General features: G+C 41.7%; 24 protein-coding genes. 11 read left to right on the forward strand and 13 right to left on the reverse strand.

What is annotated here, in order from left to right:
• The first annotated feature begins 372 nt into the window (after positions 1-372).
• A complete protein-coding gene (locus tag L4D20_RS22225; RefSeq protein ID WP_428803766.1) occupies positions 373-1,668 on the forward strand; it encodes a porin in 1,296 nt (431 codons plus the stop codon).
• 45 nt (positions 1,669-1,713) lie between these two features.
• Here L4D20_RS22225 and L4D20_RS22230 read toward each other — a convergent pair whose 3' ends face one another.
• The 6 genes from L4D20_RS22230 to L4D20_RS22255 all read right to left on the reverse strand — a co-directional run bounded on the left by L4D20_RS22230 (position 1,714) and on the right by L4D20_RS22255 (position 6,745).
• Positions 1,714-1,896: a hypothetical protein gene (locus tag L4D20_RS22230; protein ID WP_428803767.1), complete on the reverse strand. Its 183-nt coding sequence runs from the start codon at positions 1,894-1,896 to the stop codon at positions 1,714-1,716.
• A 332-nt stretch (positions 1,897-2,228) separates the two neighbouring features.
• A complete protein-coding gene (locus tag L4D20_RS22235; RefSeq protein ID WP_428803768.1) occupies positions 2,229-2,681 on the reverse strand; it encodes an NfeD family protein in 453 nt (150 codons plus the stop codon).
• Between the two features lie 8 nt (positions 2,682-2,689).
• Positions 2,690-3,613 carry an SPFH domain-containing protein gene (locus L4D20_RS22240; RefSeq protein ID WP_428803769.1) on the reverse strand — a complete coding sequence of 308 codons (924 nt, stop codon included), beginning with the start codon at positions 3,611-3,613 and terminating at the stop codon, positions 2,690-2,692.
• A gap of 161 nt (positions 3,614-3,774) precedes the next feature.
• Positions 3,775-4,629 carry a tetratricopeptide repeat protein gene (locus L4D20_RS22245; protein WP_428803770.1) on the reverse strand — a complete coding sequence of 285 codons (855 nt, stop codon included), beginning with the start codon at positions 4,627-4,629 and terminating at the stop codon, positions 3,775-3,777.
• A 331-nt stretch (positions 4,630-4,960) separates the two neighbouring features.
• Positions 4,961-5,788 (reverse strand): SDR family oxidoreductase, encoded by an 828-nt coding sequence (locus L4D20_RS22250; RefSeq protein ID WP_428803771.1) that lies wholly within the window; start codon positions 5,786-5,788, stop codon positions 4,961-4,963.
• A gap of 42 nt (positions 5,789-5,830) precedes the next feature.
• The gene (locus L4D20_RS22255; RefSeq protein ID WP_428803772.1) at positions 5,831-6,745 is read right to left on the reverse strand and encodes a TIGR01777 family oxidoreductase; all 915 of its coding nucleotides are present in this window, start codon (positions 6,743-6,745) and stop codon (positions 5,831-5,833) included.
• A 187-nt stretch (positions 6,746-6,932) separates the two neighbouring features.
• Between L4D20_RS22255 and L4D20_RS22260 the strand changes: the two genes are divergently transcribed.
• The 5 genes from L4D20_RS22260 to yfcE are packed head-to-tail and all read left to right on the forward strand — an operon-like array spanning position 6,933 to position 9,802.
• On the forward strand, positions 6,933-7,667 hold the full coding sequence (locus tag L4D20_RS22260; RefSeq protein WP_428803773.1) for a DUF1538 family protein: 735 nt from the start codon (positions 6,933-6,935) through the stop codon (positions 7,665-7,667).
• On the forward strand, positions 7,664-8,458 hold the full coding sequence (locus L4D20_RS22265) for a DUF1538 domain-containing protein (protein WP_428803774.1): 795 nt from the start codon (positions 7,664-7,666) through the stop codon (positions 8,456-8,458). Before L4D20_RS22260 ends, L4D20_RS22265 begins: the two co-directional genes overlap by 4 nt.
• Positions 8,448-8,798, forward strand: a complete 351-nt coding sequence (locus L4D20_RS22270) for a P-II family nitrogen regulator (protein WP_428803775.1) — start codon at positions 8,448-8,450, stop codon at positions 8,796-8,798. The genes L4D20_RS22265 and L4D20_RS22270 overlap by 11 nt, the downstream gene beginning before the upstream one ends.
• Positions 8,795-9,217, forward strand: a complete 423-nt coding sequence (locus L4D20_RS22275; RefSeq protein WP_428803776.1) for a CBS domain-containing protein — start codon at positions 8,795-8,797, stop codon at positions 9,215-9,217. The genes L4D20_RS22270 and L4D20_RS22275 overlap by 4 nt, the downstream gene beginning before the upstream one ends.
• Before the next feature lie 33 nt (positions 9,218-9,250).
• Positions 9,251-9,802, forward strand: coding sequence for a phosphodiesterase (gene yfcE / locus L4D20_RS22280; protein WP_428803777.1), 552 nt, complete (start codon positions 9,251-9,253; stop codon positions 9,800-9,802).
• A gap of 78 nt (positions 9,803-9,880) precedes the next feature.
• Here yfcE and L4D20_RS22285 read toward each other — a convergent pair whose 3' ends face one another.
• From L4D20_RS22285 to L4D20_RS22295, 3 genes are all read right to left on the reverse strand, one after another.
• Positions 9,881-10,636 carry a sulfite exporter TauE/SafE family protein gene (locus tag L4D20_RS22285; RefSeq protein WP_428803778.1) on the reverse strand — a complete coding sequence of 252 codons (756 nt, stop codon included), beginning with the start codon at positions 10,634-10,636 and terminating at the stop codon, positions 9,881-9,883.
• Positions 10,637-10,717: 81 nt separating this feature from the next.
• Complete coding sequence (locus tag L4D20_RS22290; RefSeq protein WP_428803817.1) at positions 10,718-11,230, reverse strand: regulatory protein ToxS; 513 nt, start codon at positions 11,228-11,230, stop codon at positions 10,718-10,720.
• Between the two features lie 11 nt (positions 11,231-11,241).
• Positions 11,242-12,096 carry a winged helix-turn-helix domain-containing protein gene (locus tag L4D20_RS22295; protein WP_428803779.1) on the reverse strand — a complete coding sequence of 285 codons (855 nt, stop codon included), beginning with the start codon at positions 12,094-12,096 and terminating at the stop codon, positions 11,242-11,244.
• A gap of 252 nt (positions 12,097-12,348) precedes the next feature.
• Between L4D20_RS22295 and htpG the strand changes: the two genes are divergently transcribed.
• From htpG to rfaH, 4 genes are all read left to right on the forward strand, one after another.
• Positions 12,349-14,253 (forward strand): molecular chaperone HtpG, encoded by a 1,905-nt coding sequence (gene htpG / locus L4D20_RS22300; RefSeq protein ID WP_428803780.1) that lies wholly within the window; start codon positions 12,349-12,351, stop codon positions 14,251-14,253.
• Positions 14,254-14,604: 351 nt separating this feature from the next.
• Positions 14,605-15,249 carry an adenylate kinase gene (adk, locus tag L4D20_RS22305; RefSeq protein WP_428803781.1) on the forward strand — a complete coding sequence of 215 codons (645 nt, stop codon included), beginning with the start codon at positions 14,605-14,607 and terminating at the stop codon, positions 15,247-15,249.
• 98 nt (positions 15,250-15,347) lie between these two features.
• Entirely contained in the window at positions 15,348-16,310 is a 963-nt protein-coding gene (gene hemH, locus L4D20_RS22310) for a ferrochelatase (protein WP_428803782.1), read from the forward strand.
• Between the two features lie 165 nt (positions 16,311-16,475).
• Positions 16,476-16,973 (forward strand): transcription/translation regulatory transformer protein RfaH, encoded by a 498-nt coding sequence (rfaH, locus tag L4D20_RS22315; RefSeq protein WP_428803818.1) that lies wholly within the window; start codon positions 16,476-16,478, stop codon positions 16,971-16,973.
• A gap of 91 nt (positions 16,974-17,064) precedes the next feature.
• Here rfaH and asnB read toward each other — a convergent pair whose 3' ends face one another.
• From asnB to nagA, 4 genes are all read right to left on the reverse strand, one after another.
• Positions 17,065-18,729 carry an asparagine synthase B gene (gene asnB, locus L4D20_RS22320; RefSeq protein WP_428803783.1) on the reverse strand — a complete coding sequence of 555 codons (1,665 nt, stop codon included), beginning with the start codon at positions 18,727-18,729 and terminating at the stop codon, positions 17,065-17,067.
• A 212-nt stretch (positions 18,730-18,941) separates the two neighbouring features.
• On the reverse strand, positions 18,942-20,549 hold the full coding sequence (locus L4D20_RS22325; protein WP_428803784.1) for a cation:proton antiporter domain-containing protein: 1,608 nt from the start codon (positions 20,547-20,549) through the stop codon (positions 18,942-18,944).
• Between the two features lie 97 nt (positions 20,550-20,646).
• On the reverse strand, positions 20,647-21,861 hold the full coding sequence (gene nagC / locus L4D20_RS22330; protein ID WP_428803785.1) for a DNA-binding transcriptional regulator NagC: 1,215 nt from the start codon (positions 21,859-21,861) through the stop codon (positions 20,647-20,649).
• A gap of 2 nt (positions 21,862-21,863) precedes the next feature.
• Positions 21,864-23,000, reverse strand: coding sequence for an N-acetylglucosamine-6-phosphate deacetylase (nagA, locus tag L4D20_RS22335; protein WP_428803786.1), 1,137 nt, complete (start codon positions 22,998-23,000; stop codon positions 21,864-21,866).
• Positions 23,001-23,480: 480 nt separating this feature from the next.
• Between nagA and nagE the strand changes: the two genes are divergently transcribed.
• Complete coding sequence (nagE, locus tag L4D20_RS22340; RefSeq protein ID WP_428803787.1) at positions 23,481-25,025, forward strand: N-acetylglucosamine-specific PTS transporter subunit IIBC; 1,545 nt, start codon at positions 23,481-23,483, stop codon at positions 25,023-25,025.
• Positions 25,026-25,182 lie beyond the last annotated feature (157 nt).

Below are 25,182 nucleotides of genomic sequence, written 5' to 3' on the forward strand. Positions count from 1 at the left end.
GGGTGCTACTCCAAAAGATCTATGCGATCGACTTCAAATTAATTAGACTGAGTGTGATTTTAACTTGTTGTTTTTATTTGACTTAATGATGATTTGTTTAAGTTCATTTTATTTATCGGATCTTGATCACTAACTTGAGGAAAGTTTGGGCTGGCTCATATTTTTTTAGATAAAAATTAAGTTCTCATTGATATTTTTTGATGCAAAGTTAGTCTGTAACTCATGGATACACGGTGTGTATGCAGGAAATAAGAAAATCAAAAATTAATGACTAATTTAGATTTTCGACATAGGAATTGTTTTCTCCCTTCGGCGGCCAACTTAAGGCGAGAAATATAAAAAGCTATATATCCATTTTTTAGGAGTTTTTCCATGGACAACAAAATGTTTAAACGCACTCTACTAGGCGCAGCTGTTGCAACAGCAATTATTGCTGCTCCTGTTACTTTTGCTAGTACGGAATCTGCAGCTGGTGACCAATATGTTGAAGTATTAAATGACTTCGTAGAAGGTGCATCTGTATCTGGTATTATTGTTTCAGATACTCGTTACCGCTCAAAAGATACCGGTGATGGTTATAAAGCTGGTCAAGATTACTCAGATTATAATGTAGCTCTTAACCTATCATCTGGCTTCCATGATGGTTGGTTAGGTGCGGATGTTGGTGGTTACTTCTCTGGTTCTCTATATAACTCTACAGGTTGTAGTGAAATCACACTTTGTGATGGATGGGATCGTAGTGGTGATTCATTGAAAATGACCACAGCAGCTTTGAAATTTAAAACAGGTGAAGCAGTAACGAAAGTTGGTTACATTCAGTCTCACGGTATCGGTACGGTAGGCAATGTATGGTCATTTGTTCCCGGTACATATCGTGGTGCTAGCGTAGTTGCCCCTGCAGGTGATTGGACTCTAGGTTATATTTACGCAGATGAACATAGTGCACCGTGGTGGGAAAATACTACTAAGATGGCTAAGGATGCCGATGGTAACTTTGAAGGTGAAAGTGCATTCAATAACTTACACTCAATTGGTGCAAATGGCGCAATTGGTAGTGTGGCACTTAATCTAGGTTTAGGTTACGCAAGTGTTGGTGCTGGTGAAAGCAATACATCGTACAAATTTAAAGCAGCACTACCACTATTTGAAACCGCTTCAATTGCTTATGACTTCTATGGAGTTAGCTCTGATACACAATATGATGGTTTAGGTGCTACACATGGTCTAACTTACGCTCAAAGCTTCGATGCAGTAACTTGGAACTCTGAGATTCAATATGCAAGTTCTAAGAATGACACTGCAGTAACTCCTCGTACAGTTGGTGCTTACGGTCAAAACAACGGTACATTTAGCCTTTGGTGGAATGCACTATCTGACTTTGATCAATCAGGTCAACTATCTTGGTTCAACAAACTATCTTACAACTTCGGTGACGGCTGGTTTGTAAATGGTGGTGTTGTTGTAAGTACATTGGATGAAGATGTTTCTTCTTACGGTAATGAGTACGCATTTACTGGTGACGTAGGTTACTCACTACAGTCTGGTGCACTTAAGGGGTCTACTCTTAAACTTCACGTAGCACAAGTTAGTCGTGATATGAACGATGGTTCAGATTTCGCGTGGTCTGACGTTCGTTTCCAAGTATTTATCCCATATAACTTCTTATAAGTTTAGTTGTGTGAAAAAAAGCGAGCCTTGGGCTCGCTTTTTTATTTATAGCACTTTCCCGTCAAAAATTTTACAGTACGTTATTGGCACATACTTAATTACGCCTTTTACTGTCTCACACTTTACGATAGGCCCCATCGGACCATGACCAGAGGTTTCCCCCGAAATCGCTAAATGGCTAAATAGTGAACTCGATAGTACAAATATAGCAATTGCTACATACTTCATCGTTTCCTCCTCGTGTGTAACTCTCTCTTACGAGACAAATATAAGCTTAGACTAGGTAGAACCAATACTAATTTTTCACTAGATATTAACTAAAATGATGTGTTTGAGAGTCCTCGTAAGGCATTGATAACGTGAATCTCTTTTCACGGGCGGAAAGACTGAGTCAAATTTCTTATTTGTAATTGCTAGTAATTTAGATACTTAATTTTACGAAATTAGTAATTGATTTTTATTATCAAACAAAAGGTTGGAGATTAAAGAAAGGAAGTAGTGCCGCCAGTTCATTTTGTAACGACACTTTTGTTAAAAAATAGGAAATATATTTCTGTTTTCTATTCTGTAGCTTTGATTTTTAGTGTAATACCTTCAACATCGACAATTGTAATTCTAGATCCCTTCATAATGTTACTTTCAGATCGTGCCATCCAGCTGGTGCCATTTAGTTCTATTCGGTTTTTACCTGCTACAATATCTTCCTCTAACACAAGAGTCTGTCCAACCAGCTGCTTTTGCTTTTGGTTTAAGTCTCGGCTTTGGTCATCTTTAGTATCTGCTTTTAACTGTCTGCGCCACCAAAGCCAGGTGGTAATGAGTGAGAATACGCCAAAGGAGACCCATTGAAGTTGCCAGCTCATTGGTAGGCTAGTGAAAATTACCCCAACGATGAGTGCTGAAATTCCTAGCCATAGGAAGTAACCAGCCGTTCCCAGTAGTTCCATAGCAAGAAGCGCTAGGCCAAAGGCTAGCCAGTGCCAATGATTGATTGAATCTAAGAATTCCAACACGATATCACCTATTTATCTTTAGAAGAGTCAGCTTTAAACATTTCCGCAATTCCAGCAACAGAGCCCATCAAGCCTGTGGCTTCAAGTGGAAGCATTATGATTTTGTTATTTTCAGCTTGGCCAATTGATTTTAGAGCATCAGTATAGCCTTGCGCTATAAAGTAATTAACAGCTTGCATGTCGCCTTGAGCTATTGCTGTCGAGACCATTTCGGTCGCTCTTGCTTCGGCTTCAGCTGCACGTTCACGAGCCTCTGCTTGTAAAATTGCGGCTTGTTTGTCACCTTCGGCTTTTAATATTTCAGATTGTTTGTGACCTTCGGCTTTTAATATTTCCGCTTGTCTTACGCCTTCTGCTGACAAAATATCCGCACGCTTATTACGCTCGGCTTTCATTTGTGCATTCATCGCAGCGGTAAGATCTGCAGGTGGTTGAACGTCCTTAATTTCTATACGAGTGACTTTTACGCCCCATGGGTTTGTGGCTTCATCAACTATCGACAATAGCTTAGTATTGATCATATCTCGTTGACTGAGCATCTCATCAAGCTCCATCGAACCAAGAACAGTACGAATATTGGTTAACGTCAGGTTGCGAATAGCATGGGCTAGGTCGGTAACTTCATAGGCGGCTTTTGCTGCATCGACGGCTTGAATGAAACAGACCGCATCAATGACGACATTCGCGTTATCCTTAGAGATAACTTCTTGTGCTGGGATATCTAGTACACGTTCCATCATGTTGATCTTTTGTCCAACTCGGTCGATGAATGGGACGATGATGTTTAAACCGGGCTGAAGTGTTTGAGTGTACCGGCCAAAGCGTTCAACTGTCCAATTGCTGCCTTGAGGCACTGTTTTAACTGCCGAGGCAATGATGGCAATCGCGACAAATATGAAAAAGCCAATGGTGATTAGAGAGTCAATAGGCATAACAATTCCTTATGGGGTCTGTTGTATAGTTTGTCACCTATACTAGCGCAGTTTCAATATGGAGTTGTGAAGAGAATCGTGATTTTTTAATGACTTAAGGCCAAAGTCACGACCTTAAGACATTATTTGATGAGTATTGAATAGTTCTGTTGAATTGGTTGTTAATAGAGCAGTGAATAAAGCTGACGTCGATATTTTCCTGCGATTGCACTGGTTTGGCCCAGTGCACTTAAAATGTCCATAATTGTTTTCTTCAACTCACCATCGTGAACATTCAAATTTGATTTTAAATGTCCCCATAAAAGTTCTAGCCCTTCCTCTGATCGGCTCACTTGGTGGTATTGGAGTGCAAGTTCACAAACAGTCGCGTAATCATTTGGGTCTTTGGCTAGTGAAGACTCAAGTGCTTGAATTTCAGGGCTATCAGCCGCTTGCTTATGAAGTTCTAGCTTTGCTATTAGGGTTTTATAATAGTTGTCTTGATATTCTAGTGGGATAATAGCTAACTGCTCCTCAGCTAAATCGAACTGCTGTGTTTCAAGCAAGCTTTCAGCGATCGCTAGTTTTACTTCTGGCTTTGATTTTATCTCATCACTTAGCTCATTAAACAGTGCTAATGCTTGTTCATATTCGTTTGTTTGCATTAGCTCAATAGCTTTATTGAGGTTCAGTTCATCTTGGCTAGGAAGATGTTTTGCAAGCATCTGTTCAATGGCGGCAATTTCCTGAGGACCACCCATTCCATCCACTGCTTGGCCATTGATAAATAGTGCAATCGTTGGCAACGCTTGCACACCAAATTGAGAAGCGATCGCTTGTTCTTGTTCACAGTTAAGAAGTGCTAACGTATATGCGCCGTTGTATTGCTGAGTGAGCGCTTGAAGCTGCGGAATGATCTGCGCACTATCTTGGCTCATTGGTGCCCAGAAGTGAATAAGAACTGGGGTTGTTGTCGAGCCTTCAAGAATCTCTCTGAAGTTTTGCTCATTCATTTCAACAATATAAGGTGATTGCATTTGTCGCTATCCTAGGTGATCCGATCTATTGCTAATAGAAATAGGGTCTAAAAGGTGATTTATCAAGGGGAAACCAAAAATGCCGCTTAAACAAGCGGCATATAGGGAGTCACTATTTTCGGATACAGCAATTGTTGGGGCTGTAATAGATAGGGCCTTGGAGGCAAGCTAAAACAAAATAAACAAAGTTAGTGTAACGCATACACCAAGCATATTGAGCTGAGTTAATGTCATTGAATTTTTCACCTGATCTAATGTTTTATGTAACATTTTTGTATGTTTCATAAACAATATGACAGAGATCTATGACGGTTTCATTACAGGTCAAATTTTAAGCCGCTTTTTGTAGTAGTTTATCAAGCCAACGATTTGGAAGTAGCCTCTTTAATACCGCGAATACTTTGGTTGGTGTTGTTACCCGATAACGAAGCTTTGGCCTAGGTGATTCCAGTGCGTGAATTAAAGGGGGTATACATGCCTCGGGAGGAAGTACGAAGGCATTGCTAGATGTATCGTTATTTAGCCTAGACTTTTGCAGGGCATAAGCTTCATGATGGACGCTATTTATCGGATCTATCCACTTTTCAAATGCTTTAAGTGCATTGGCTCGAAACTGAGTCTCTATCGGTCCGGGCTCAATCAATGAAATATGAATATTTGTTCCTGAAAGTTCAAGCCGCAATGTATCACTCCAACCCTCAATGGCGAACTTAGATGCGTTATAGGCACCTCGATACTTCATTGCGGCAAAGCCAAGTATTGAACTGTTTTGAATAATTCGGCCTTCTCCATTATTACGCATAGCTGGGAGAAGTAGAGTTGTTAGTTGGTGCCAGCCGAAGAAGTTGGCTTCAAATTGCGCTCGAAGTGATTGTGTTGGAAGATCTTCAATGGCACCGGGTTGTCCGTAGGCACCATTGTTAAACAAAGCGTAAAGTTGATGGTTTGATATGTGTAAAACGGATTCAACAGCGGTGTTGATGGATTCTTCATCACTAAGATCAAGCTGAATGCAAGTGATGCCTTGCTGAATTAGACGCTCTACATCTTGCTTTTGGCGACATGACGCAATCACCTTATATCCGCGTTCTTTAAGAGTTTTTGCTGCTGTTAGCCCAATGCCAGAAGAACAGCCTGTTATTAATACCCATCGACTCATTTGAAATACACAGTAGTAGAAAACAACGGATAGAATAGTCGATTAATTATAAGGTTGTAATAGGTTTTTAAAAGCAGGCTCTATACGTGAATAATTAAAATGAAAGCCAAGGTCAGTTAATTTTTTAGGCTTGCATCGAGTGCTATCTAAAAGAAGTGTTGAGCTTTCGCCAAGCAATAAACGAATGAGCCATTTGGGTGTAAACAAAAAATGTGGGCGGCCTAAGGTTTTAGCGAGCATTCGACTGAAGTGAGCATTCGTTACCGGGTGAGGGGCAGTAAGGTTAAATGGACCGTCGGCATGTGGAGTATCAAGCAAGTGGATGATAGCGCGAACCATATCAGTCATATGGATCCATGGCATATATTGCTTTCCTGAGCCGATTGAACCGCCAATGCCACATTTATAGGCTGGTAGCATTTTTAATAGTGCTCCGCCTGTAGGGTGAAGTACTAAACCCGTTCGAATTATGCATACTCGAGTGTGTTCAGAGCGTGCCCGTTTAGCGATGCTCTCCCACTTCTCACAGACTTGGTGCGGAAAACCTGATTGATTGACATGTAAAGACTCATCAAAAGGATGAAATTGTTGATCGCCGTAATAGCCAACAGCTGAACCACTAATAAAGATAGAGGGAGGGGTTGTACTTGCGTGGATAAGTTCGACTAATCTTTCAGTTATGCTCCAACGGCTATGAGTAATATGTTTTTTTTGAGTTTTTGACCAACGCTTACTCGCGATAGGTTCGCCAGCAAGATTAATAATGGCATCAAAGCCATTGAGGTCGTGAAGATCATCAAGAGAAGTGAGAAATGAAAGAGTGGTATCGTTTATATGAGAAAGTCGTTTTTTTGCGTGCTCTACATCGCGTGTTAGAGCCACTATTTCATAAGAGGCTAAATGCTTTAGCAACTCTTGACCGATAAAACCTGTGCCACCTGTAATTAATAGCTTCATTAGGCCTCCTGCTTTCATAAGTATAGTAACGTTATGTTATATGCCATAGTTTCGTGCCATTCATGGGGTTAATAACAGTTAACGTTACAATAAATATCAGTTTTATTTCCACCTCGTTACGTTAATCACATCATACATCAATTCTATTTGCCATGATGATAAAGCTCATTTATTTCATGGAGATTGAATGAACGGTCTAGTCGCACTATTTAAGTCAATGCTCACAAGCTTCAGAGACCTTTTACCCATCATTGCTGTTATCAGCTTTTTCCAGCTAGTGGTATTGCAAGAACCTTTACCTAATCTTATTTCGATTGTCTTTGGATTGGCGCTTGTCGTCCTGGGTTTAACGTTTTTTATTTTTGGTTTAGAGATGGGGCTATTTCCCATTGGTGAATCCATGGCACAAGCCTTCGCGCGTAAGGGGAGTGTATTCTGGCTATTGGTTTTTGCTTTTTGTTTGGGGTTTGGTACTACGGTAGCTGAACCTGCGTTGACGGCTGTAGCAAACGAAGCGGCCGAGGTCGCGGCAGAAGGGGGGGTCATTACTAATTCTGACGAGGAGATGGATTCCTATGCGAGCGGGCTGCGTTACACCGTTGCTCTATCTGTTGGTTTTGCAATTTTGATTGGTGTATTAAGAATCCTTAAAGGGTGGCCAATACACTATATGATCATTGGTGGTTATATTGGTGTCGTTATACTCACAGGTTTTGCTCCAGAGCATATTATTGGCATTGCTTACGACTCAGGCGGCGTGACAACGTCAACCATTACTGTCCCTTTGGTCACGGCTTTAGGCGTCGGTTTAGCCTCTGCAATTAAAGGTCGAAACCCAATGCTTGATGGGTTCGGCTTAATCGCTTTTGCCTCTTTATTACCAATGATGTTTGTTATGGTTTATGGAATGGTGCTGGGATGATCACAGTTGACCATTTTATAAATACGTTTGTAGATACCATCATCAATGTCATTCCTATTGTCACCATATTATTTGGCTTTCAAGCTGCGGTGCTGCGTCGTCCTGTCAATAACTTACCTCATGTATTATTAGGCTTTGTTTATGTTCTTTTAGGTCTGTCTTTATTTCTTATTGGTTTAGAGCTCGCTTTGTTCCCTTTGGGGGAAACAATGGCACAGCAACTTACCGCTCCTAAATTTCTCAATGAAGTTCGAATTTCCCTCGGAGAAAAACTCTCTTGGATTGATTACTACTGGGTCTACTTGTTTGCATTTCTTATTGGCTTTAGCACGACGGTCGCTGAGCCATCTTTGATTGCCGTTGCAATAAAGGCCAATAAAGTTTCCGGTGGCAGTATTAGTGTGAACGGCTTAAGAATTGCAGTAGCTCTAGGCGTGGCATTTGGTATTGCACTTGGAAGCTATCGAATTGTTGTTGGGGATCCAATTCATTATTACATCATTGGTGGTTACGCCATTGTTGTTATTCAGACCTTTTACGCGCCTAAGTTAATTATTCCACTCGCGTACGACTCTGGCGGAGTGACAACGTCTACAGTGACGGTTCCATTAGTGGCAGCGTTAGGGCTAGGTCTAGCATCAACGGTCCCGGGACGAAACCCTGTTATTGATGGGTTCGGGTTAATTGCATTTGCAAGCCTATTTCCAATCATTTCGGTTATGGCGTACGCACAAATTACACAAGCATTAAATAAAACGAAAGTATCAAAGGAGAAATCAGATGCGCTTTAAACTCATACTAGCGTTTGTTGAAGATAGTAGAACCGATATCGTCCTTGATGCGGCTAGGAACGCAGGTGCGACAGGAGCGACGGTTATAAATAATGCCAGAGGGGAGGGGCTCAATAAAAAACGTACTTTCTTTGGCTTAACCTTAGAGGTTCAAAAAGATGTACTGCTGTTTGTTGTTGAAGAACACTTGTCTAGGCACATTTTAGAAACGATCAGTGAGGTCGGTGAATTTGATGCCGAATCAGGTCAAGGTATTGCAGTTCAAATTGATGTGGAAGATGCGGTCGGTGTCGCTCATCAAATGGAAACATTAACCAAAGTTGTCGAGGATGAATTATGAATAAACATGAAAAAATTCGAGTGCGGGACGTTATGGCGAATACCTACGTCATGGTGGATGGCTTAACGACGGTGAATGAGGCAATTACGTTAGCTAGACAAGGTTTAGTTAAAGCTTTGATTGTTAATAAGCGCCATGACGACGATGAGTTTGGTATCGTGTTGATGAATGATATTGCTAAAAAAGTTCTGGCTAGAAACCGCTCTCCCTTAAGAACCAATGTATACGAAATTATGACCAAACCAGCGTTGTCTGTTGATCCAGATATGAATGTTAAATATTGTGCTCGTCTGTTTGAGCGATTTGGTATCAGCCGTGCGCCAGTGATTGAAAATGGCGAGGTGATTGGTATGGTTAGCTACAATAATATTGTGGTTAATGGCATGGCAAGAGATGACGAACGGCTAAATAGAATTTAGAATATGCCTCATATTATTTGAGGAGAGATATCAATGGAATTATTTTTTGCATCCGATTTACATGGAAGCTTGCCTGCGACTCAACGAGTATTAGAAAAATTTGAACAGTCAGGTGCAGATACTTTAGTTTTACTAGGGGATGTTCTTAATCATGGGCCAAGAAACCCTATACCTGAGGGCTATGCTCCTGCTGATGTAGCGACGCTGCTCAATCAGTATGCCGATTCGATCATTGCAGTGAGAGGAAACTGTGATAGCGAAGTGGATCAAATGTTGCTGAGCTTTCCAATGATGACAGACTATACATGGCTGTTATTAGAGTCAGGGCAACGAATGTTTATCACCCATGGGCACTTATATAACTCAACAAAGCGTCCACCATTAAAGATTAATGATCTTATGGCATTTGGACATACCCATATCCCAGTCGCTGAAAAAGATGATGGTATTATCTTGTTTAACCCAGGCTCGGTTACATTTCCAAGAGATGGTCATCCGGCAAGTTATGGTTTGTATTCTGACGGTGAGTTACAAGTGATTAGTTTTTCAGGTGATGTAATATCAGCGTGTAAATGCACATGTTAACATCATTTATGATTATTTAGAGTAAACTCCTAACCCAAGCTCGTTTAATTGGATAGTCACGTTTGGTGACTGCATTATTTAGATAACGAGCTTGATACCAACCGCAAACGTTAGGATCTCAAAGCAAACCTTGATGGTTTTATTACTCCTTTTTAGAGCGATGTGAGCGCCAATACTGCCCCCTAAAAAAGAGCTGAGCAGTAGAATTGGGATCCATTGCCAATAAATGGGCGCGCCTGCCGCTGCAATGCTCATTCCGCCAATACCATTCCAGACGATTCCCACGCACAACATCGTATAAGCGACGGATTGCTTATAGCTTAAACCAAACCAGCGAACTAAAAATAGAGTAACCAGTAAACCAGATCCCGCCGTCAATGAACCGTTAATAATGCCTATTGTGAAGAGTCCTAGCGCACCAATAAAAAAACCGATGGGTGTTCGGTTGGTGGGTTCTTCAATGTGACCTAACGATTTTTTTAGGCGGGAATATATACCTAAGCACAAAATCATTACACCAAGTGTTTTTGTTGCAATAGCTTCAGGAATTAGTAACACAACATTGGCGCCAAGAATGACGCCGAAACAACCAGTAATCGTAATGAAGAGTGCAAGTCGAAGGTTGCATGTCTTATTTTTTATATGGGTGTAAGCAGCGCCAAGCCCTAACGCAACACTGGCGATTTTGTGGGTGCCAAGAGCGATAGAAAAGGGCAGACCTAGAAAAATAAGCAGAGGGAATTGGAGTAATCCTGCGCCACCTCCAGACAGAGAGGCTAGGGTATTGGCAATGAGTGACCCAATAAAAAGAATGGAAGCATCGAAAATGTTCATTGAGATCCTTCTCAGGCTTGCTTAGTCTAAAAACAAAAGGGAGACAATCGTCTCCCTCTAACTGCTAATAGTCATAATTGTTTAATTGGTAAACAATACCGTTGAACCGTGACTCAGACTAGTCAGTAGCAGCGTTTTATCGTTGACGATGTCAATTCGGCGACTCTGTTGAGCATCCATTTTGAATAGTTGGGTGATGAGCTTTAATTGATCTTCAGTAAAGTCTTTGGTCTGTGCCGATGAAACATCCTTAAACTCTTTTGGTGAAACTAATAAATAGTTATCACTGATATCCCATTCACCCGTTTCTGATATGTTAATCATCGTTTCAGCATCGCTATTTTCGACCATAAGTCGAACAAGAGACACGCGAATGTATGTGCCGTTTGGCAGGTACTTAACGTTTGAGTTTACTTCAGCACGTCGTAATGGTCCGACAGAATCCTCAACTGTGTGAGAGATCTCTGTGATCATTCGTGATTGCCACTCATGAGAAGTAAGAACCTGTTCCACTTTAAGGTCACTTCCCCAGTATAACCAGCTACTAAATATAACCGATGCTGCAAGAATTATGGCAGCGACTTTTTGAGTCATCATTTTATCCATTACTTACACACCTTCTTGATATTAGGGTTATTCCAAATGATACGAACGCTCTTGTTGTTGGCTGAGCTTTCTATGTTATGAATGTAGTTCAAAACGATCTGATCATTTTGACCGCCGGTGGCAATAATCTGACTTGGTACTAGCTCACCGTTGTGTACTTCTAAATAATTATTAACGCACGCTTCAAGAGAAGGTAACCATTGCCCCATTTCTGGGTGGTTCATTGGTGTCATAACAGGAACATCCTGAAACGTAGCGAGTTCTCTAAACTTAGTCTCACTAGGCGTTGTAAATAATGTGACAGCCAAAGGTAGGAAAACAGCAATAGCTAATAAAAGGTTGGTAATGAATCTTGTTGGCTTAGCGACTTTGAAGTTAGGCTCAATACGGGGTATCGCCTTATCGTCAGGGGATTCGTTAGCGACGCTGTCTGAAATAGGTGTTGTAATTTCAGCTACGGGGGTATCGTCAACAGCAGTCGAAAAGGTATCTTTAGCGCCAGCTAGAGCGGTGGTGAGTTCAACCGAACAGATCAGTTGGTAGCCGCGCTTTGGTACTGTTTTTACAAACAGAGGTGATTTTGTTGAGTCCTTCAACATTTTTCTCAGCGTTGAAATCGCTTGAGTTAGGCTCGAGTCATCCACTTCAAAACCTTGATCTCGCCAAACAAATTCATGTAACTCGTTACGAGTAATCACTTCGTTTGGTCGCTCACATAGTAACAAAAGAATACGGCTTTCATTGCTACCTAATCGAACTAGATCAGTATCACTTTCTTGATCTACTAATGAGTTGTTATTCGGGTCAAAAGTAAACCGGTCTGCGAGGATAAACTTTGTGCCTATATTGCTCATTGGACTCTTCTTATTTATACAAATTGTTGGGGGTAAACGCTCAGTTTGAATGTCAATGAATGAAACATCAAATGAATGGCTTTAGTTTCTTTGATAAGTTTCGCGCCTAGGATAAACAAAAATCATAAAAAAAACAGTGTTTTTATGATTTTTGACCTTGAATTTACAATTGTCATCCTCATGTTAACTATCAATGCGCCCTCTATAGGGATGTAAATCAATCAATGAAATATACCGAATCACGGAGCTAATATGAGCGATACGGCAACAAGCAATAAAGAAACGCGTGGCTTTCAATCTGAAGTAAAACAGCTACTTCACCTAATGATTCACTCTCTGTATTCAAACAAAGAAATCTTCCTACGAGAGCTTATTTCGAATGCTTCTGACGCATCAGACAAACTTCGTTTCCAAGCGCTTTCAGATTCAAGCTTATACGCTGGTGATGCTGACTTAGGCGTTAAGTTATCGTTTGATGAAAAAGCAAATACATTAACTGTGTCTGATAACGGCATTGGTATGACTCGTGATGACGTTATTGAACACCTAGGTACGATAGCTAAATCGGGCACTGCAGATTTCTTCTCAAAGCTTTCTGAAGATCAAGGTAAAGACTCACAGCTTATCGGTCAATTTGGCGTGGGCTTCTATTCTGCATTTATTGTAGCTGATGCAGTTACTGTTCGTACTCGCTGTGCAGGTCTAGCATCCGATCAGGCTGTTCAATGGCACTCTGCTGGCGAAGGTGATTACACGATTGAAGACATCACCAAAGAAACACGCGGTACCGATATTATTTTACATATGCGCGATGAAGGAAAAGAGTTCCTTTCTGAATGGCGTGTACGTGAGGTCATTAGCAAGTATTCAGATCATATTGGCATTCCAGTTTCTATCTTAACGACAGTGAAAGACGAAGAAGGCAAAGAGACAGAAGAGACAAAGTGGGAGCAGATAAACAAAGCTCAAGCACTATGGACTCGTAATAAGTCTGACATCTCGGAAGAAGAGTACCAAGAGTTCTATAAGCATGTTTCTCACGACTTTGCGGATCCTCTACTGTGGAGCCACAATAAAGTTGAAGGTAAGAACGATTACACAAGCTTGCTTTACATCCCAGCAAAAGCACCTTGGGATATGATGAACCGTGACCACAAGTCAGGTCTTAAATTATACGTACAGCGTGTATTCATTATGGATGACGCAGAGCAGTTCATGCCTTCATACCTGCGTTTCACTCGTGGTCTTATCGACTCTAACGATCTTCCGCTGAACGTATCTCGTGAAATTTTACAAGATAACAAAGTAACACAGTCTCTACGCAACGCTTGTACTAAGCGTGTACTAACAATGTTAGAGCGTTTAGCTAAAAACGAAGAAGAGAAGTACCAAAGTTTCTGGAAAGAGTTCGGTCTAGTACTAAAAGAAGGGCCTGCTGAAGACCATGCAAACAAAGAGAAAGTAGCGGGTCTACTACGCTTTGCATCGACAGAAGTTGAATCTTCGGATCAAACTATTGGCCTTGCTTCTTATGTTGAACGCATGAAAGAAGAGCAAGATAAAATTTATTACCTGACAGCTGATAGCTATGTTGCTGCGAAAAACAGTCCTCACCTAGAGCAATTTAAAGCGAAGGGTATTGAAGTTATCTTAATGTCTGACCGCATCGATGAATGGTTAATGAACTACCTGACTGAATTTGATGGTAAGCAGTTCCAATCAATCACCAAAGCAGGTCTTGATCTGACTAAGTTTGACGATGAAGCAGAGAAAGAACAACAAAAAGAGACAGAAGAAGAGTTCAAGTCTGTTGTAGAGCGTACTCAAGCTTACCTTGGTGACCGTGTAAAAGAAGTTCGCACAACGTTCAAGTTGGCAAATACACCAGCGGTTGTCGTTACTGATGACTTTGAGATGGGCACTCAAATGGCGAAGCTTTTAGAAGCGGCAGGCCAAGAAGCGCCTCAAGTAAAGTACATCTTTGAGCTTAACCCTCAACATGATCTTGTTAAGCGCATGGCTGATGAGGCTGATGAACAAGCGTTCGGTGGTTGGGTTGAAGTTCTTCTTGGTCAAGCAATGCTTGCAGAGAAGGGCTCAATGGAAGATCCGTCTCAGTTTGTAGGCGCGATCAACAAGCTTTTGACTAAAGTGTAATAGCATAATCAGTATGAAAGCTCGCCTAGGCGGGCTTTTTTATTTTTATTGGTTAAAATCGCTGAAATAGAAGTTATTCCACTCCTTTTGTAGGGTAACGGTTGCGTCTAGAGCCATTCTTTAGTCGTAAATCGGATCGAACGTCAAAAATTATGTTAATATGCCCGGCAGAATAACAGGCTATAAGCATTGGTATTCATGACAAAGGGATATTGTTTTAATACGTTATACCGAAACTTATCGTTGCTTAAGGCAATAAAGTTATAAGCTTGGGCTTAATCACGTGAGTTTATTATTTAGTGCCACAGTGAGCTTCGGTATAAATCAATTTTTATCTAAAGAGGAACAAACATGCGCATCATCCTTCTAGGTGCTCCAGGTGCAGGTAAAGGCACACAAGCTCAATTCATCATGGAAAAGTATGGCATTCCACAAATCTCAACGGGTGACATGCTAAGAGCTGCTATCAAAGCGGGCACTGAAATGGGCAAGCAAGCGAAAGCCGTAATTGATGCAGGCCAACTTGTTTCTGATGAAATCATTCTAGGTCTTATTAAAGAGCGTATTGCTCAAGCTGATTGTGAGAAAGGCTTTTTGCTAGATGGCTTCCCACGCACTATCCCTCAAGCTGATGGCTTGAAAGAGATGGGTGTAGAAGTTGACTACGTGATCGAATTTGATGTTGCTGACGCTGTAATTGTTGAGCGTATGGCGGGTCGTCGTGCTCACCTAGCTTCTGGTCGCACTTACCACACAACATTCAACCCACCTAAAGTGGAAGGTAAGGATGATGTAACAGGTGAAGATCTAGTTGTTCGTGATGACGACAAAGAATTGACTGTTCGTGCACGTCTTGGTGTATATCATGAGCAAACAGCGCCACTTATCGAGTACTACGGTAAAGAAGCTGAAGCTGGTAACACTAAGTACCTTAAGTTTGATGGCACTAAGCAAGTTGGCGAAGTAAGTGCTGACATTGAGAAAGCTTTAGCATAAATCGTTAACTGCATTCTTAAGAATTTGTTATATTTAAAGCGACCTTTTTCGGTCGCTTTTTTAATAACTTAGCTATAAAAACTATCAGATAGGACATCATGACTCAGAGACATCAACAAGGTGCATTACTCGTTAATCTTGGCACACCTACAGAAGCGACAACCGTCGAAGTTAAACGATTTTTAAGTCAATTTTTACTCGATAGTCGAGTTGTCGATATGTCTCGTCTTATTTGGTACCCGCTATTAAAAGGGGTCATTATTCCCTTCCGGGCCCCTAAGGTCGCAAAACTGTATCAAGCTGTATGGCAAGAGGGTGGCTCGCCTTTAATGGTCTATTCACAGCGTCAAGCCGTTAAGCTAGAGAAGGCGTTAGACATGCCTGTCGAGTTGGGCATGACCTACGGCAGTCCTAGCATTCAATCTGGCATAGAAGCTTTGCAAGCAAGAGGAGTGGACAGTATTACGGTACTGCCGCTTTATCCTCAGTATTCAGGAACTACGACTGCGGCTGTATCTGATGCATTTGGCGCTGCGTTATCTAAATTGACTGTCGTTCCTAGCTATCAGTTTATCTCTAGTTATCAGCAACACCCACTTTATATCGAAGCGCTCGCTCAATCGGTCAGGAGATCTTGGGAAGAAAAGGGCAGAAGTGACTACTTACTTTGCTCATACCATGGGATCCCTAAGCGTTTTGCCGATAATGGCGATGTCTATCCGCTCCACTGTGAGCAGACAACGCAGCTTCTTGCGAAGGCGTTAGACTTACCAGAAGATAAGATAGGCATGACCTATCAATCTCGATTTGGTCGAGAGGAGTGGCTGAAGCCTTATGTAAAGGATACGCTAGAGGAGTTGCCTAAGAGAGGGTATGCATCTCTCGATATAATTTCACCGGCTTTTTCGGTCGATTGTCTAGAGACGCTTGAAGAGATCGCTCAAGAATGCCAAGAGATTTATAAAGAGTCTGGTGGCGAACTGTTTAATTACATCCCTTGTCTAAATGACGATGATGAACATATTGAAATGATGAAAGAGCTTGTAAAAGGCACTGCCTAAGGTAGTAGCAGGGCGGTTAGCTTAAATTTTATGGAATGAAGCGCTAGATGCTACTTAATTAGCCCATTTTCACCCAAGGCGGTAAATATGTTGGTGGAAGAAGATAGGCCTGTAGCATATAGTATCGATGGATTTGATTTGGTAACAAGAAGTTGGTTTAAAGAAATGAAACGTTGGTATCTTTTATATTGTAAACGAGGTGATCAGAAGCGTGCGAAGCTACATCTCGAAAATCAAGCTGTTGAGGTTTTTTATCCTGAGGTAGAGTTGGAAAAAATAACTCGTGGTAAGAAAACAATTAAAAAAGAGCCACTTTTTCCATCGTATATGTTTGTACGTTTTGATTTTGAAGCAGGACCATCCTTTACAACAGTTCGTTCTACCCGTGGTGTGGTTGATTTCGTCCGCTTAGGGAGTCAGCCTCAAGAAGTTCAAGGGGATTTGATATACACCCTCAAAAAGCTTGAGCAAGAGAACGATGAGATCGAAGCTGTTAATTTACCTCTAAAAGGGGAAGCGGTAAGTGTTGTTGGTGGCCAATTCTCAGGTATTGACGCAATTTATCAAGAGTCAGATGGTGAGTTAAGATCCATATTATTGGTCAAAATGATCAGTAAAGTAGTCCCTATTAGTATTGATAATAAAGATTTAGATTTGAATTGATTACATTTTAGTTCGACTTAACCCATTGATAAAAATAAAAAAGGCACCTTTAGGTGCCTTTTTTAGTTAATGATGGCTCTATCTACATTAATTAGTACGAATCGTTATGAACAGCTTGAACCGCACGACCTGATGGGTCAACACAGTTTTGGAATGACTCATCCCATTCAATTGCTTTCGCAGATGAACATGCTACAGATGGCCCACCAGGTACACACTCAGCTGCTGACTCTAGCGGGAATAGCTCTTCAAAGATTTCACGGTAAGCGTACCCCTCTTTTGTTTGAGGCGTGTTGTATGGAAAACGGAATGCTGCTGTTTCCATCTGCTTATCAGTCACCTTCTCATCGGCCGTTGCTTTTAGTGTATCGATCCACTCATAACCAACACCATCAGAGAACTGCTCTTTTTGACGCCAAGCGATAGCTTCAGGTAAGTAGTGTTCAAAACATTCACGTAGAATATGTTTTTCCATTTTACCGTTGCCACACATTTTGTCTTCAGGGTTTAAACGCATCGCAACGTCGATAAACTCTTTATCTAAGAATGGTACTCGTCCTTCAACGCCCCATGCTGCTAAAGACTTGTTTGCACGAGCGCAATCGAACATGTTCAGTGCTAACAGCTTACGAACGGTTTCTTCATGGAACTCTTTAGCGTTTGGCGCTTTGTGGAAGTATAAGTAACCACCAAAGATTTCATCAGCGCCTTCGCCAGAAAGAACCATCTTAATACCCATAGCTTTGATCTTTCTTGCTAGCAAGTACATAGGTGTAGAGGCACGAATCGTCGTTACATCGTAGGTTTCAATGTGATAAATAACATCACGGATTGCATCAAGACCTTCTTGAATTGTGTAGGTCATCTCATGGTGAACCGTGCCAATTTGATCCGCAACTTCGCGAGCTGCGATAAGATCTGGTGCGCCTTCTAAACCAACAGCAAATGAGTGTAGTTGTGGCCACCAAGCTTCAGATTGACCATCATCTTCGATACGCATTGCGGCAAAGCGTTTAGCTACGGCTGAAGTAATCGATGAGTCTAGTCCACCAGATAACAATACACCGTAAGGTACATCTGTCATTAATTGACGCTTAACGGCGGCTTCAAGCGCTTCCGTAAGGTCTTCTTTACTGGTTGAGTTGCCTTGTACTGCTGCGTATTCGTTCCAGTCTCTTGTGTAGTAACGCTGTGGCTCAGAGTCGCCAGAGGTGTAGTAGCTGCCAGGAGGGAACTCACTGACCGTTTTACAAACCGACACAAGCGCTTTCATTTCCGACGCAACGTAGTAGTTACCGTGCTCATCATAGCCTTGATAAAGAGGAATGATACCAATATGGTCACGACCTACTAAGTATTGGTCTTTCTCTTCATCGTATAAAACAAATGCGAAAATACCGTTTAGCTCTTCTAAAAGCTCAGAACCGTACTCTTGGTATAGCGCCAAGATAACTTCACAATCTGAATCTGTTTGGAAGTCGTATTTATCTTCGTAACGAGCACGGATCTCTTTGTGGTTATAGATCTCGCCGTTTACTGCAAGTATGTGTTTTTTATCGTGGCTATAGAGAGGTTGAGCACCGCTGTTTAGCCCTACGATGGCTAGACGCTCGTGTGCCAAAATAGCGTTATCTGAAGCATAAATCCCTGACCAATCGGGACCACGGTGGCGTAATTTTTTAGACATCTCTAACGCAACTGGACGAAGCGCACTTGCATCGCTTTTAATATCTAATATGCCGAATATTGAACACATACAACTTCCTTTTAAATTATGTTTAACCTGTTAATAGCAATTTGCCATTTTGGTTAAGAAAAGCAACAGTTAAAGAGAAAGAAAATGAGAAATAGCGCGTGTGGATGGAAATCATTCACTTTAATGGTGTTTGTGGTAGATTTTTTCTAATGGGTGAGGGTGTGGTAGACAATAAACGCGAGATACAGAGTACCTCGCGTTGATTAACGAGACTAATGCTGAGTAGAGGCCTCGTCTACTGTGATAAAGCTAGGCTCTAATTTTTCACAAACGTGACGAGCAAAACCGCTGCCTGCTTCATTATAAATATTAAATGCAGCATCAACACCATGTTCGACCAATAGATCCAGTTGGTCAGAATATTCAGCAATAGCGGCAATTTGTCCTTGGTAATTACGGGATTGAAGTTGCTCTAATGCAATTTGATTACCTTGGTGGTGTGGCATAGCAAGCAACACGAGCTTTACATTAGCGGTATCTAGAATTCGCTCCCAGAAATCCGGGTCTGTCGCGTCGCCGGAAATCACATTTCTTCCTTCTGAACGATGCTCTAAAGCCGCTTCTTCTTTGACTTCCACACCAAGGCTTATTTTCCCATAACGGGTAATGAGCTCATCATAAGCACCAGATCCGATTCGGCCCATTCCAAGAATTAATATTTGAGCGTTGCCCGGGTTGATCAGTTGGTCACGGTTATGAAGTTTCTCGGCAGCATGCTCTTTTAGCCAGCGACCAGAGCGTTGGTATAGCTCATGGCCCTTTCTATTGATTGGTGCAGCGATTATAAAAGATAGCGATACCGTGAGTGCAAGAGCCACTAAAATATCGCTAGAAATCCAGCCTCGACTGAAAGCCAAACCGCCAACAATCAGACCAAACTCACTAAAGTTCAATAGGGATAAAGATGTGAGTAGTGAGGTTCTAACTCTGAATTTGTAGGAATTAAGAATTAAGAAATATAGAGCACCGTTAATCGGCAGAATGAGCATAAATAGCAGAGAGAGCCCAATAGCTGACATGGTCGGCTGACCTGATAGCCCAATATTTAAGAAGAAGCAGACGAGTAGTAGCTCTTTAATGTTAAAGAGCGATTTAGAGAGCTCAGAGGCTTTTTTGTGCCCAGCTAGCAGCATGCCAATAAGCAGTGCGCCTAAGTCTGCCTTAATGCCGACTAAGTCGAATAACCCTGCGCCAAGAACTAAGCAGATGAAAATGCCGCAAAGGACTAGCATTTCACCATGACCAACTTTATCAAGTAAGCGGTAAAACAGCGGTCTTAACAGAGGAAGGGCGAAGAGTCCAATGGCATACCATTCAGGGATTTTTCCAGTCGATACGGTTAGAAACACAACCGCGAAGATATCTTGCATAACAAGAATACCAATCGCGAGTGTTCCATAAGTTGAGTTCATCTCACCTTTTTCTTGCAGTGTCTTGACCGCAAAAACTGTTGAGGAGAAGGAGAGTGCGAAAGCGAGAAGGACAATTTGTTCAAGCGCAATATTAGCGAGGCTAGAGACACCAAGAAATTTAAAAACGAGCAATGCGGCACTAAAAGATAGTGTTGAAAGAAGGTTGTGAACCGTTGCTCCTGCCCATATTTCTTTGGACAATAAAATCTTAACATCTAGCTTTAACCCAATGGTGAAAAGAAGCAGGGTTACACCGAGATCGGCCAATGTAATGATTGTTTCATTGGTTTGGTAGCCAAAAGCATGAAGAGCAAATCCTGCTAATAAGAAGCCAACAAGTGGGGGGAGGTTGCATTTAAGTGCTAAAAAGCCTGCGATGAACGCAGTGGTAATAAATATAATTTCCATATGATTGGTAGCTATCCTAGATGGCAAAAAGGCTGTGAGAAATCACAGCCTTGAAGTGTACATCAATTAGTTGCACTTTGAGTAGTGACTAATGACGTTAATCTTCTAATAGTTTTTGTAACAACACCCCGTTTAGCATCGAGCGCTTGATCATTGCAAAGGCACCAATAGTCGGTTGATTATCGACTAACGAAGCGACGATTGGCAATGAGCGATGGAATGTCGTTAAAGATTGGTTTTCAACATTACGACGGATCGCAGGGAAAAGAATATCTTCACAAGCGGTAATGTCACCAGCAATGATCACTTTTTGTGGGTTAAACAAGTTGATGGTGATTGCTATTGCTTTACCTAGCTGATTGCCAACCCGAACAAGACTTTGAGTTGCGAGTTCATCACCTAAGTTAGCATGCTTACAAACATCTTGGATAGTGACTCTATCTAGTTTAGTCAGGCTAGATTCATAACCTTGTGCGATTAGCTTAGTCACACGATCTGTGATTGCAGGGTTTGAAGCGACTGTTTCTAAACAGCCAAAGTTGCCACATTGACACTGTTCACCGAGTGGATCGATTTGAATGTGCCCGATCTCACCAACATTTCGATTAAAACCAAGAAAAACTTGGCCGTTCACTATAATACCGGCACCAGTACCGCGATGAACACTGACTAGAATGGAGTCTTGGCAGTCTTTTGAAGCACCAAAATAGTGTTCAGCAAGTGCAATGCCACGTACATCATTGCCGACAAAACACTCAACATTAAACTTGTCTTTGATAATGCTACCAAGCGGTAAATTATCAATGTCGGTATTTGGCATGTACTCAACGATCCCTTTTTCAGGATCGACTAACCCGGGTAGGGCAATGCCAATTGCGATAAGTTGGTTTGTAATCGAACGGTGGCTGTCGATGAATTGACTTAAATGCTTAACCAAGCCATCGGTAAGTTCGTTTTGATTGGTATAAAGAAGCTCATGATGTTCAGTCACGAGCTCGTTACCACCTAAGTTATATAGGCTAAATTGTACGTAATCACGGCCTAACCTTACCGCAACGGAATGGAAAGGTTCCACTTCGGTGGTTAAAGATATTGCTCGGCGTCCACCGGTTGATGCTTGTTGCGCGACCTCTTTAATTAAGCCGCGCTCAAGAAGTTGACGGGTGATTTTGGTAACACTTGCGGGTGCTAGTTGACTAACATCAGCAACCTGTATCCTAGATATAGGGCCTTTCTGATCGATAAGTCGATATACTGCTGCGCTATTTAGTTGTTTAACTAAATCTACGTTACCTATTTGTCCGCCATTCATTATTAATTTTGCTCGTATTGTCCGTTAACAACAGTCGCTTGAACATTAAAGTCTCTATCAAAAACAGCTAGGTTAGCGACCATGCCTTTTTTAATTCGGCCAAGTTGGTCATCAACACCTATTGCTGCAGCTGGGTATAGCGTAGCCATACGAAGAGCTTCATCCAAAGCGATACCGACATGCTCTACTGTATTTTGAACTGCTTCAATCATAGTCAGTGCAGAGCCGCCAAGTGTGCCGTTTTCATCAACACACTTGCCATCACGGTAATATACTTTCTTGCCGACAAAAATAAAGTAATCCATCTCAGCGCCTGCCGGAGCTGTGGCATCGGTCACTAATACGAGCTTTTCACCCTTAATTTTGTGAGCAATTCGGATGTTGGCGTAGTCAACGTGAAAACCATCAGCAATGATTCCAGCGTAGACTTCAGGCGTATCGTAAATAGCACCAACAACACCTGGTTCACGACCAACCATTGGCGTCATGGCATTGAATAAGTGAGTTGCAAAGGTAATACCAGAATCGAACCCTTGACGTGCTTCAGCGTAAGTTGCATTAGTATGACCAATGGCGACCACAACCCCTGCTTTTTTAAGGCGCTCTATATGCTCTGGCTTATTTTTCTCAGGAGCCAATGTAACTTTAGTGACCAAATCAGCATTGTCACAGATGAGGTCAATCATGCTGTCATCTGATGGGCGAATGTGATCAACGCTATGAATGCCTTTTTTTAGAACATTTAGGTATGGACCTTCAAGGTGAAGACCTAGAGATTGGTTTTGATACTTCTCGTGGTATTCACGTGCCGCGATAATTGAGTTCTTCATGTCTTCGTCAGAAGAGGTGATCAACGTAGGTAAAAAGCTGGTACAGCCAGATTTAAGGTTAGCTAGATGCATCGTTTGCATTGTATCAGCCGTGATTTCATCGTTCAGCATGACGCCGCCACAACCATTTAGTTGCAAATCGATAAAGCCAGGACTTAGGTTTGCGCCTTGCAAATCTTTAGTATCGATCCCCGACGGTAATTCTGATAGTGGGCATATCGTGTCGATCAGGCCTTCGTTAATAATAACGGCATGATTAACAAGCACATCGCTGCCGGTAAAGATTTTACAATTCGTTAGCGCATACATGATTAGCTAATCCTTATAGTTTGAAATTATGTAAATTTTATTGAACTTAATTGAAAACAAATTGGTTAAGGTAAACTTCTTTTTTGTCGTTCAATTAGGTTGGAAATTTAGTTAGCAAACGGTGTGAAATAACGGAGCGTATCTATTGCAGGTGCTTTATATTTAATGCGTTAATTTGCATTAAGTCGCATCTTAAAAAGCGATTAAAACCCTTTGTTCTATTGCCCTGAGCTATATACATAGAATGTTAAGAACACAGAAATATTAACGTTATTTTTCCATTTTTTTGAATTGTAAAATAAGTTTTATGATCTAGCTAGCAAAAACCTTGGTATTTGGTGATTTCTGGTGATTAGGATCACAAATGATAAGGTTTTAATTTGCGGAGCAAAATTAATGTCATAAACTGAAAGCGACTAAATTGAGTGACCGAAATAAGTCGCTCGCATAAAATATTAAATCCTATAGGGGGAACTTAAGGTGAATATTCTTGGATACGCGCAAAAGTTAGGTAAAGCTCTAATGCTGCCTATCGCAACGCTGCCAATCGCGGCATTGCTATTACGTCTGGGTCAACCAGATCTACTAGATATCGCATTCATGGCATCAGCTGGTAACGCAATCTTCAGCCAACTACCATTGTTGTTTGGTCTGGGTATAGCTATCGGTCTTTCTAAAGACGGTAACGGTGCAGCAGGTCTTGCTGGCGCAGTTGCTTACTTTGTATTGACTGCAACAGCAACAAACATCGACGCAAGTGTAAATATGTCATTCTTCGGCGGTATCTTCGCAGGTATCATCGCTGGACACTCTTACAATGCATTCCACGTAACACGTCTTCCTGAGTGGCTAGCATTCTTCTCTGGTAAGCGTCTAGTTCCAATTATGGCTGGTCTGTTTGCTTTAGTTGCTGGTGCAATCTTTGGTGTTGTATGGCCCGCTGTTCAATCTGGTCTAGATACTCTTGCTCACGCTGTTTCTACTTCAGGCGCAATTGGCCAATTCGTTTACGGTACTCTTAACCGTGCACTTATCCCTGTTGGTCTTCACCACGTATTGAACTCTTACTTCTGGTTCGGCATGGGCTCTTGTCAAGAGATCATCGTTGCAGCTGAAGGCTTCACTCAACTTTGTATTGACCCTGCACTTGCTAAAACGCTTGTTGTTAATCAAGAGTACACATTTGAATTTGCTAACTCAGTAAATCCAGAAATCGTTGCAACTGTTAAAGAAGTAACTGACGTAGTGAAAACTGGCGACTTACACCGTTTCTTCGGTGGCGATAAAGGCGCTGGCGTGTTCATGAACGGTTTCTTCCCTGTAATGATGTTTGGTCTACCTGGTGCAGCTCTTGCTATGTACCTAGCAGCTCCTGCTGAGAAACGCAGCCAAGTTGGTGGTGCACTATTCTCTGTAGCATTCTGTTCATTCCTAACTGGTATCACAGAGCCTCTAGAGTTCATGTTCGTATTCCTAGCTCCTGCTCTATACGCAATGCACGCTGTGTTTACTGGTCTATCTCTAGTTGTTGCTAACATGTTTGGTACGCTACACGGTTTCGGTTTCTCTGCTGGTCTTATCGACTTCGTATTGAACTGGGGTCTAGCAACTAAACCATTCGTACTACTACTGATTGGTCTAGCATTCGGTGCTCTATACTTCTTCACATTCAGCTTCGCAATCCGCGCATTTAACCTTAAATCGCCTGGCCGTGAAGATGATGACGAAGCAGCTGCTCCTGCTGGTGACGCTCCAAAAGGTGACGTTGCACGTCAATACCTAAAAGCTCTAGGTGGTCACGATAACTTAACGTCTATCGACGCATGTATCACACGTCTACGTCTAACTCTTAAAGACCGCTCTATCGCTGATGAAGCAGTACTTAAGAAGCTAGGTGCTAAAGGTGTTGTGAAACTTGGTGAAAACAACCTTCAAGTTATCCTAGGCCCACTAGCTGAAATCGTTGCTGGCGAAATGAAAGCAATCGGTGCTGGTGAAGACCTATCTGAAGTTAAACTTCCTTAGTCGATAATTACGACAAGTAAGTAAAATTGAAAGCCTCCCTATATGGGAGGCTTTTTTGTGCCTACGCGAATATTTAGATTCGCTAGATTTGAATGAAGATCGCTCTAATGTTCATCGAATCGATGACTAATTGATAATTTAGTGCGAGTTCTTATTG

The sequence above is a fragment of the Vibrio kyushuensis genome, from assembly GCF_050337325.1.
Taxonomy (GTDB): domain Bacteria; phylum Pseudomonadota; class Gammaproteobacteria; order Enterobacterales; family Vibrionaceae; genus Vibrio; species Vibrio kyushuensis.

Coding starts and splice junctions, on each gene's coding strand:
- L4D20_RS22255 (WP_428803772.1), bottom strand. CDS start 6,745: ATGAAGCTATTAATTACAGGTGGCACAGGTTTTATCGGTCAAGAGTTG.
- htpG (WP_428803780.1), top strand. CDS start 12,349: ATGAGCGATACGGCAACAAGCAATAAAGAAACGCGTGGCTTTCAATCT.
- L4D20_RS22295 (WP_428803779.1), bottom strand. CDS start 12,096: ATGAGCAATATAGGCACAAAGTTTATCCTCGCAGACCGGTTTACTTTT.
- L4D20_RS22240 (WP_428803769.1), bottom strand. CDS start 3,613: ATGCCTATTGACTCTCTAATCACCATTGGCTTTTTCATATTTGTCGCG.
- L4D20_RS22290 (WP_428803817.1), bottom strand. CDS start 11,230: ATGACTCAAAAAGTCGCTGCCATAATTCTTGCAGCATCGGTTATATTT.
- L4D20_RS22265 (WP_428803774.1), top strand. CDS start 7,664: ATGATCACAGTTGACCATTTTATAAATACGTTTGTAGATACCATCATC.
- adk (WP_428803781.1), top strand. CDS start 14,605: ATGCGCATCATCCTTCTAGGTGCTCCAGGTGCAGGTAAAGGCACACAA.
- nagC (WP_428803785.1), bottom strand. CDS start 21,861: ATGAATGGCGGACAAATAGGTAACGTAGATTTAGTTAAACAACTAAAT.
- L4D20_RS22230 (WP_428803767.1), bottom strand. CDS start 1,896: ATGAAGTATGTAGCAATTGCTATATTTGTACTATCGAGTTCACTATTT.
- L4D20_RS22225 (WP_428803766.1), top strand. CDS start 373: ATGGACAACAAAATGTTTAAACGCACTCTACTAGGCGCAGCTGTTGCA.
- L4D20_RS22285 (WP_428803778.1), bottom strand. CDS start 10,636: ATGAACATTTTCGATGCTTCCATTCTTTTTATTGGGTCACTCATTGCC.
- L4D20_RS22245 (WP_428803770.1), bottom strand. CDS start 4,629: ATGCAATCACCTTATATTGTTGAAATGAATGAGCAAAACTTCAGAGAG.
- L4D20_RS22260 (WP_428803773.1), top strand. CDS start 6,933: ATGAACGGTCTAGTCGCACTATTTAAGTCAATGCTCACAAGCTTCAGA.
- asnB (WP_428803783.1), bottom strand. CDS start 18,729: ATGTGTTCAATATTCGGCATATTAGATATTAAAAGCGATGCAAGTGCG.
- hemH (WP_428803782.1), top strand. CDS start 15,348: ATGACTCAGAGACATCAACAAGGTGCATTACTCGTTAATCTTGGCACA.
- L4D20_RS22270 (WP_428803775.1), top strand. CDS start 8,448: ATGCGCTTTAAACTCATACTAGCGTTTGTTGAAGATAGTAGAACCGAT.
- L4D20_RS22275 (WP_428803776.1), top strand. CDS start 8,795: ATGAATAAACATGAAAAAATTCGAGTGCGGGACGTTATGGCGAATACC.
- yfcE (WP_428803777.1), top strand. CDS start 9,251: ATGGAATTATTTTTTGCATCCGATTTACATGGAAGCTTGCCTGCGACT.
- nagA (WP_428803786.1), bottom strand. CDS start 23,000: ATGTATGCGCTAACGAATTGTAAAATCTTTACCGGCAGCGATGTGCTT.
- rfaH (WP_428803818.1), top strand. CDS start 16,476: ATGAAACGTTGGTATCTTTTATATTGTAAACGAGGTGATCAGAAGCGT.
- L4D20_RS22250 (WP_428803771.1), bottom strand. CDS start 5,788: ATGAGTCGATGGGTATTAATAACAGGCTGTTCTTCTGGCATTGGGCTA.
- L4D20_RS22325 (WP_428803784.1), bottom strand. CDS start 20,549: ATGGAAATTATATTTATTACCACTGCGTTCATCGCAGGCTTTTTAGCA.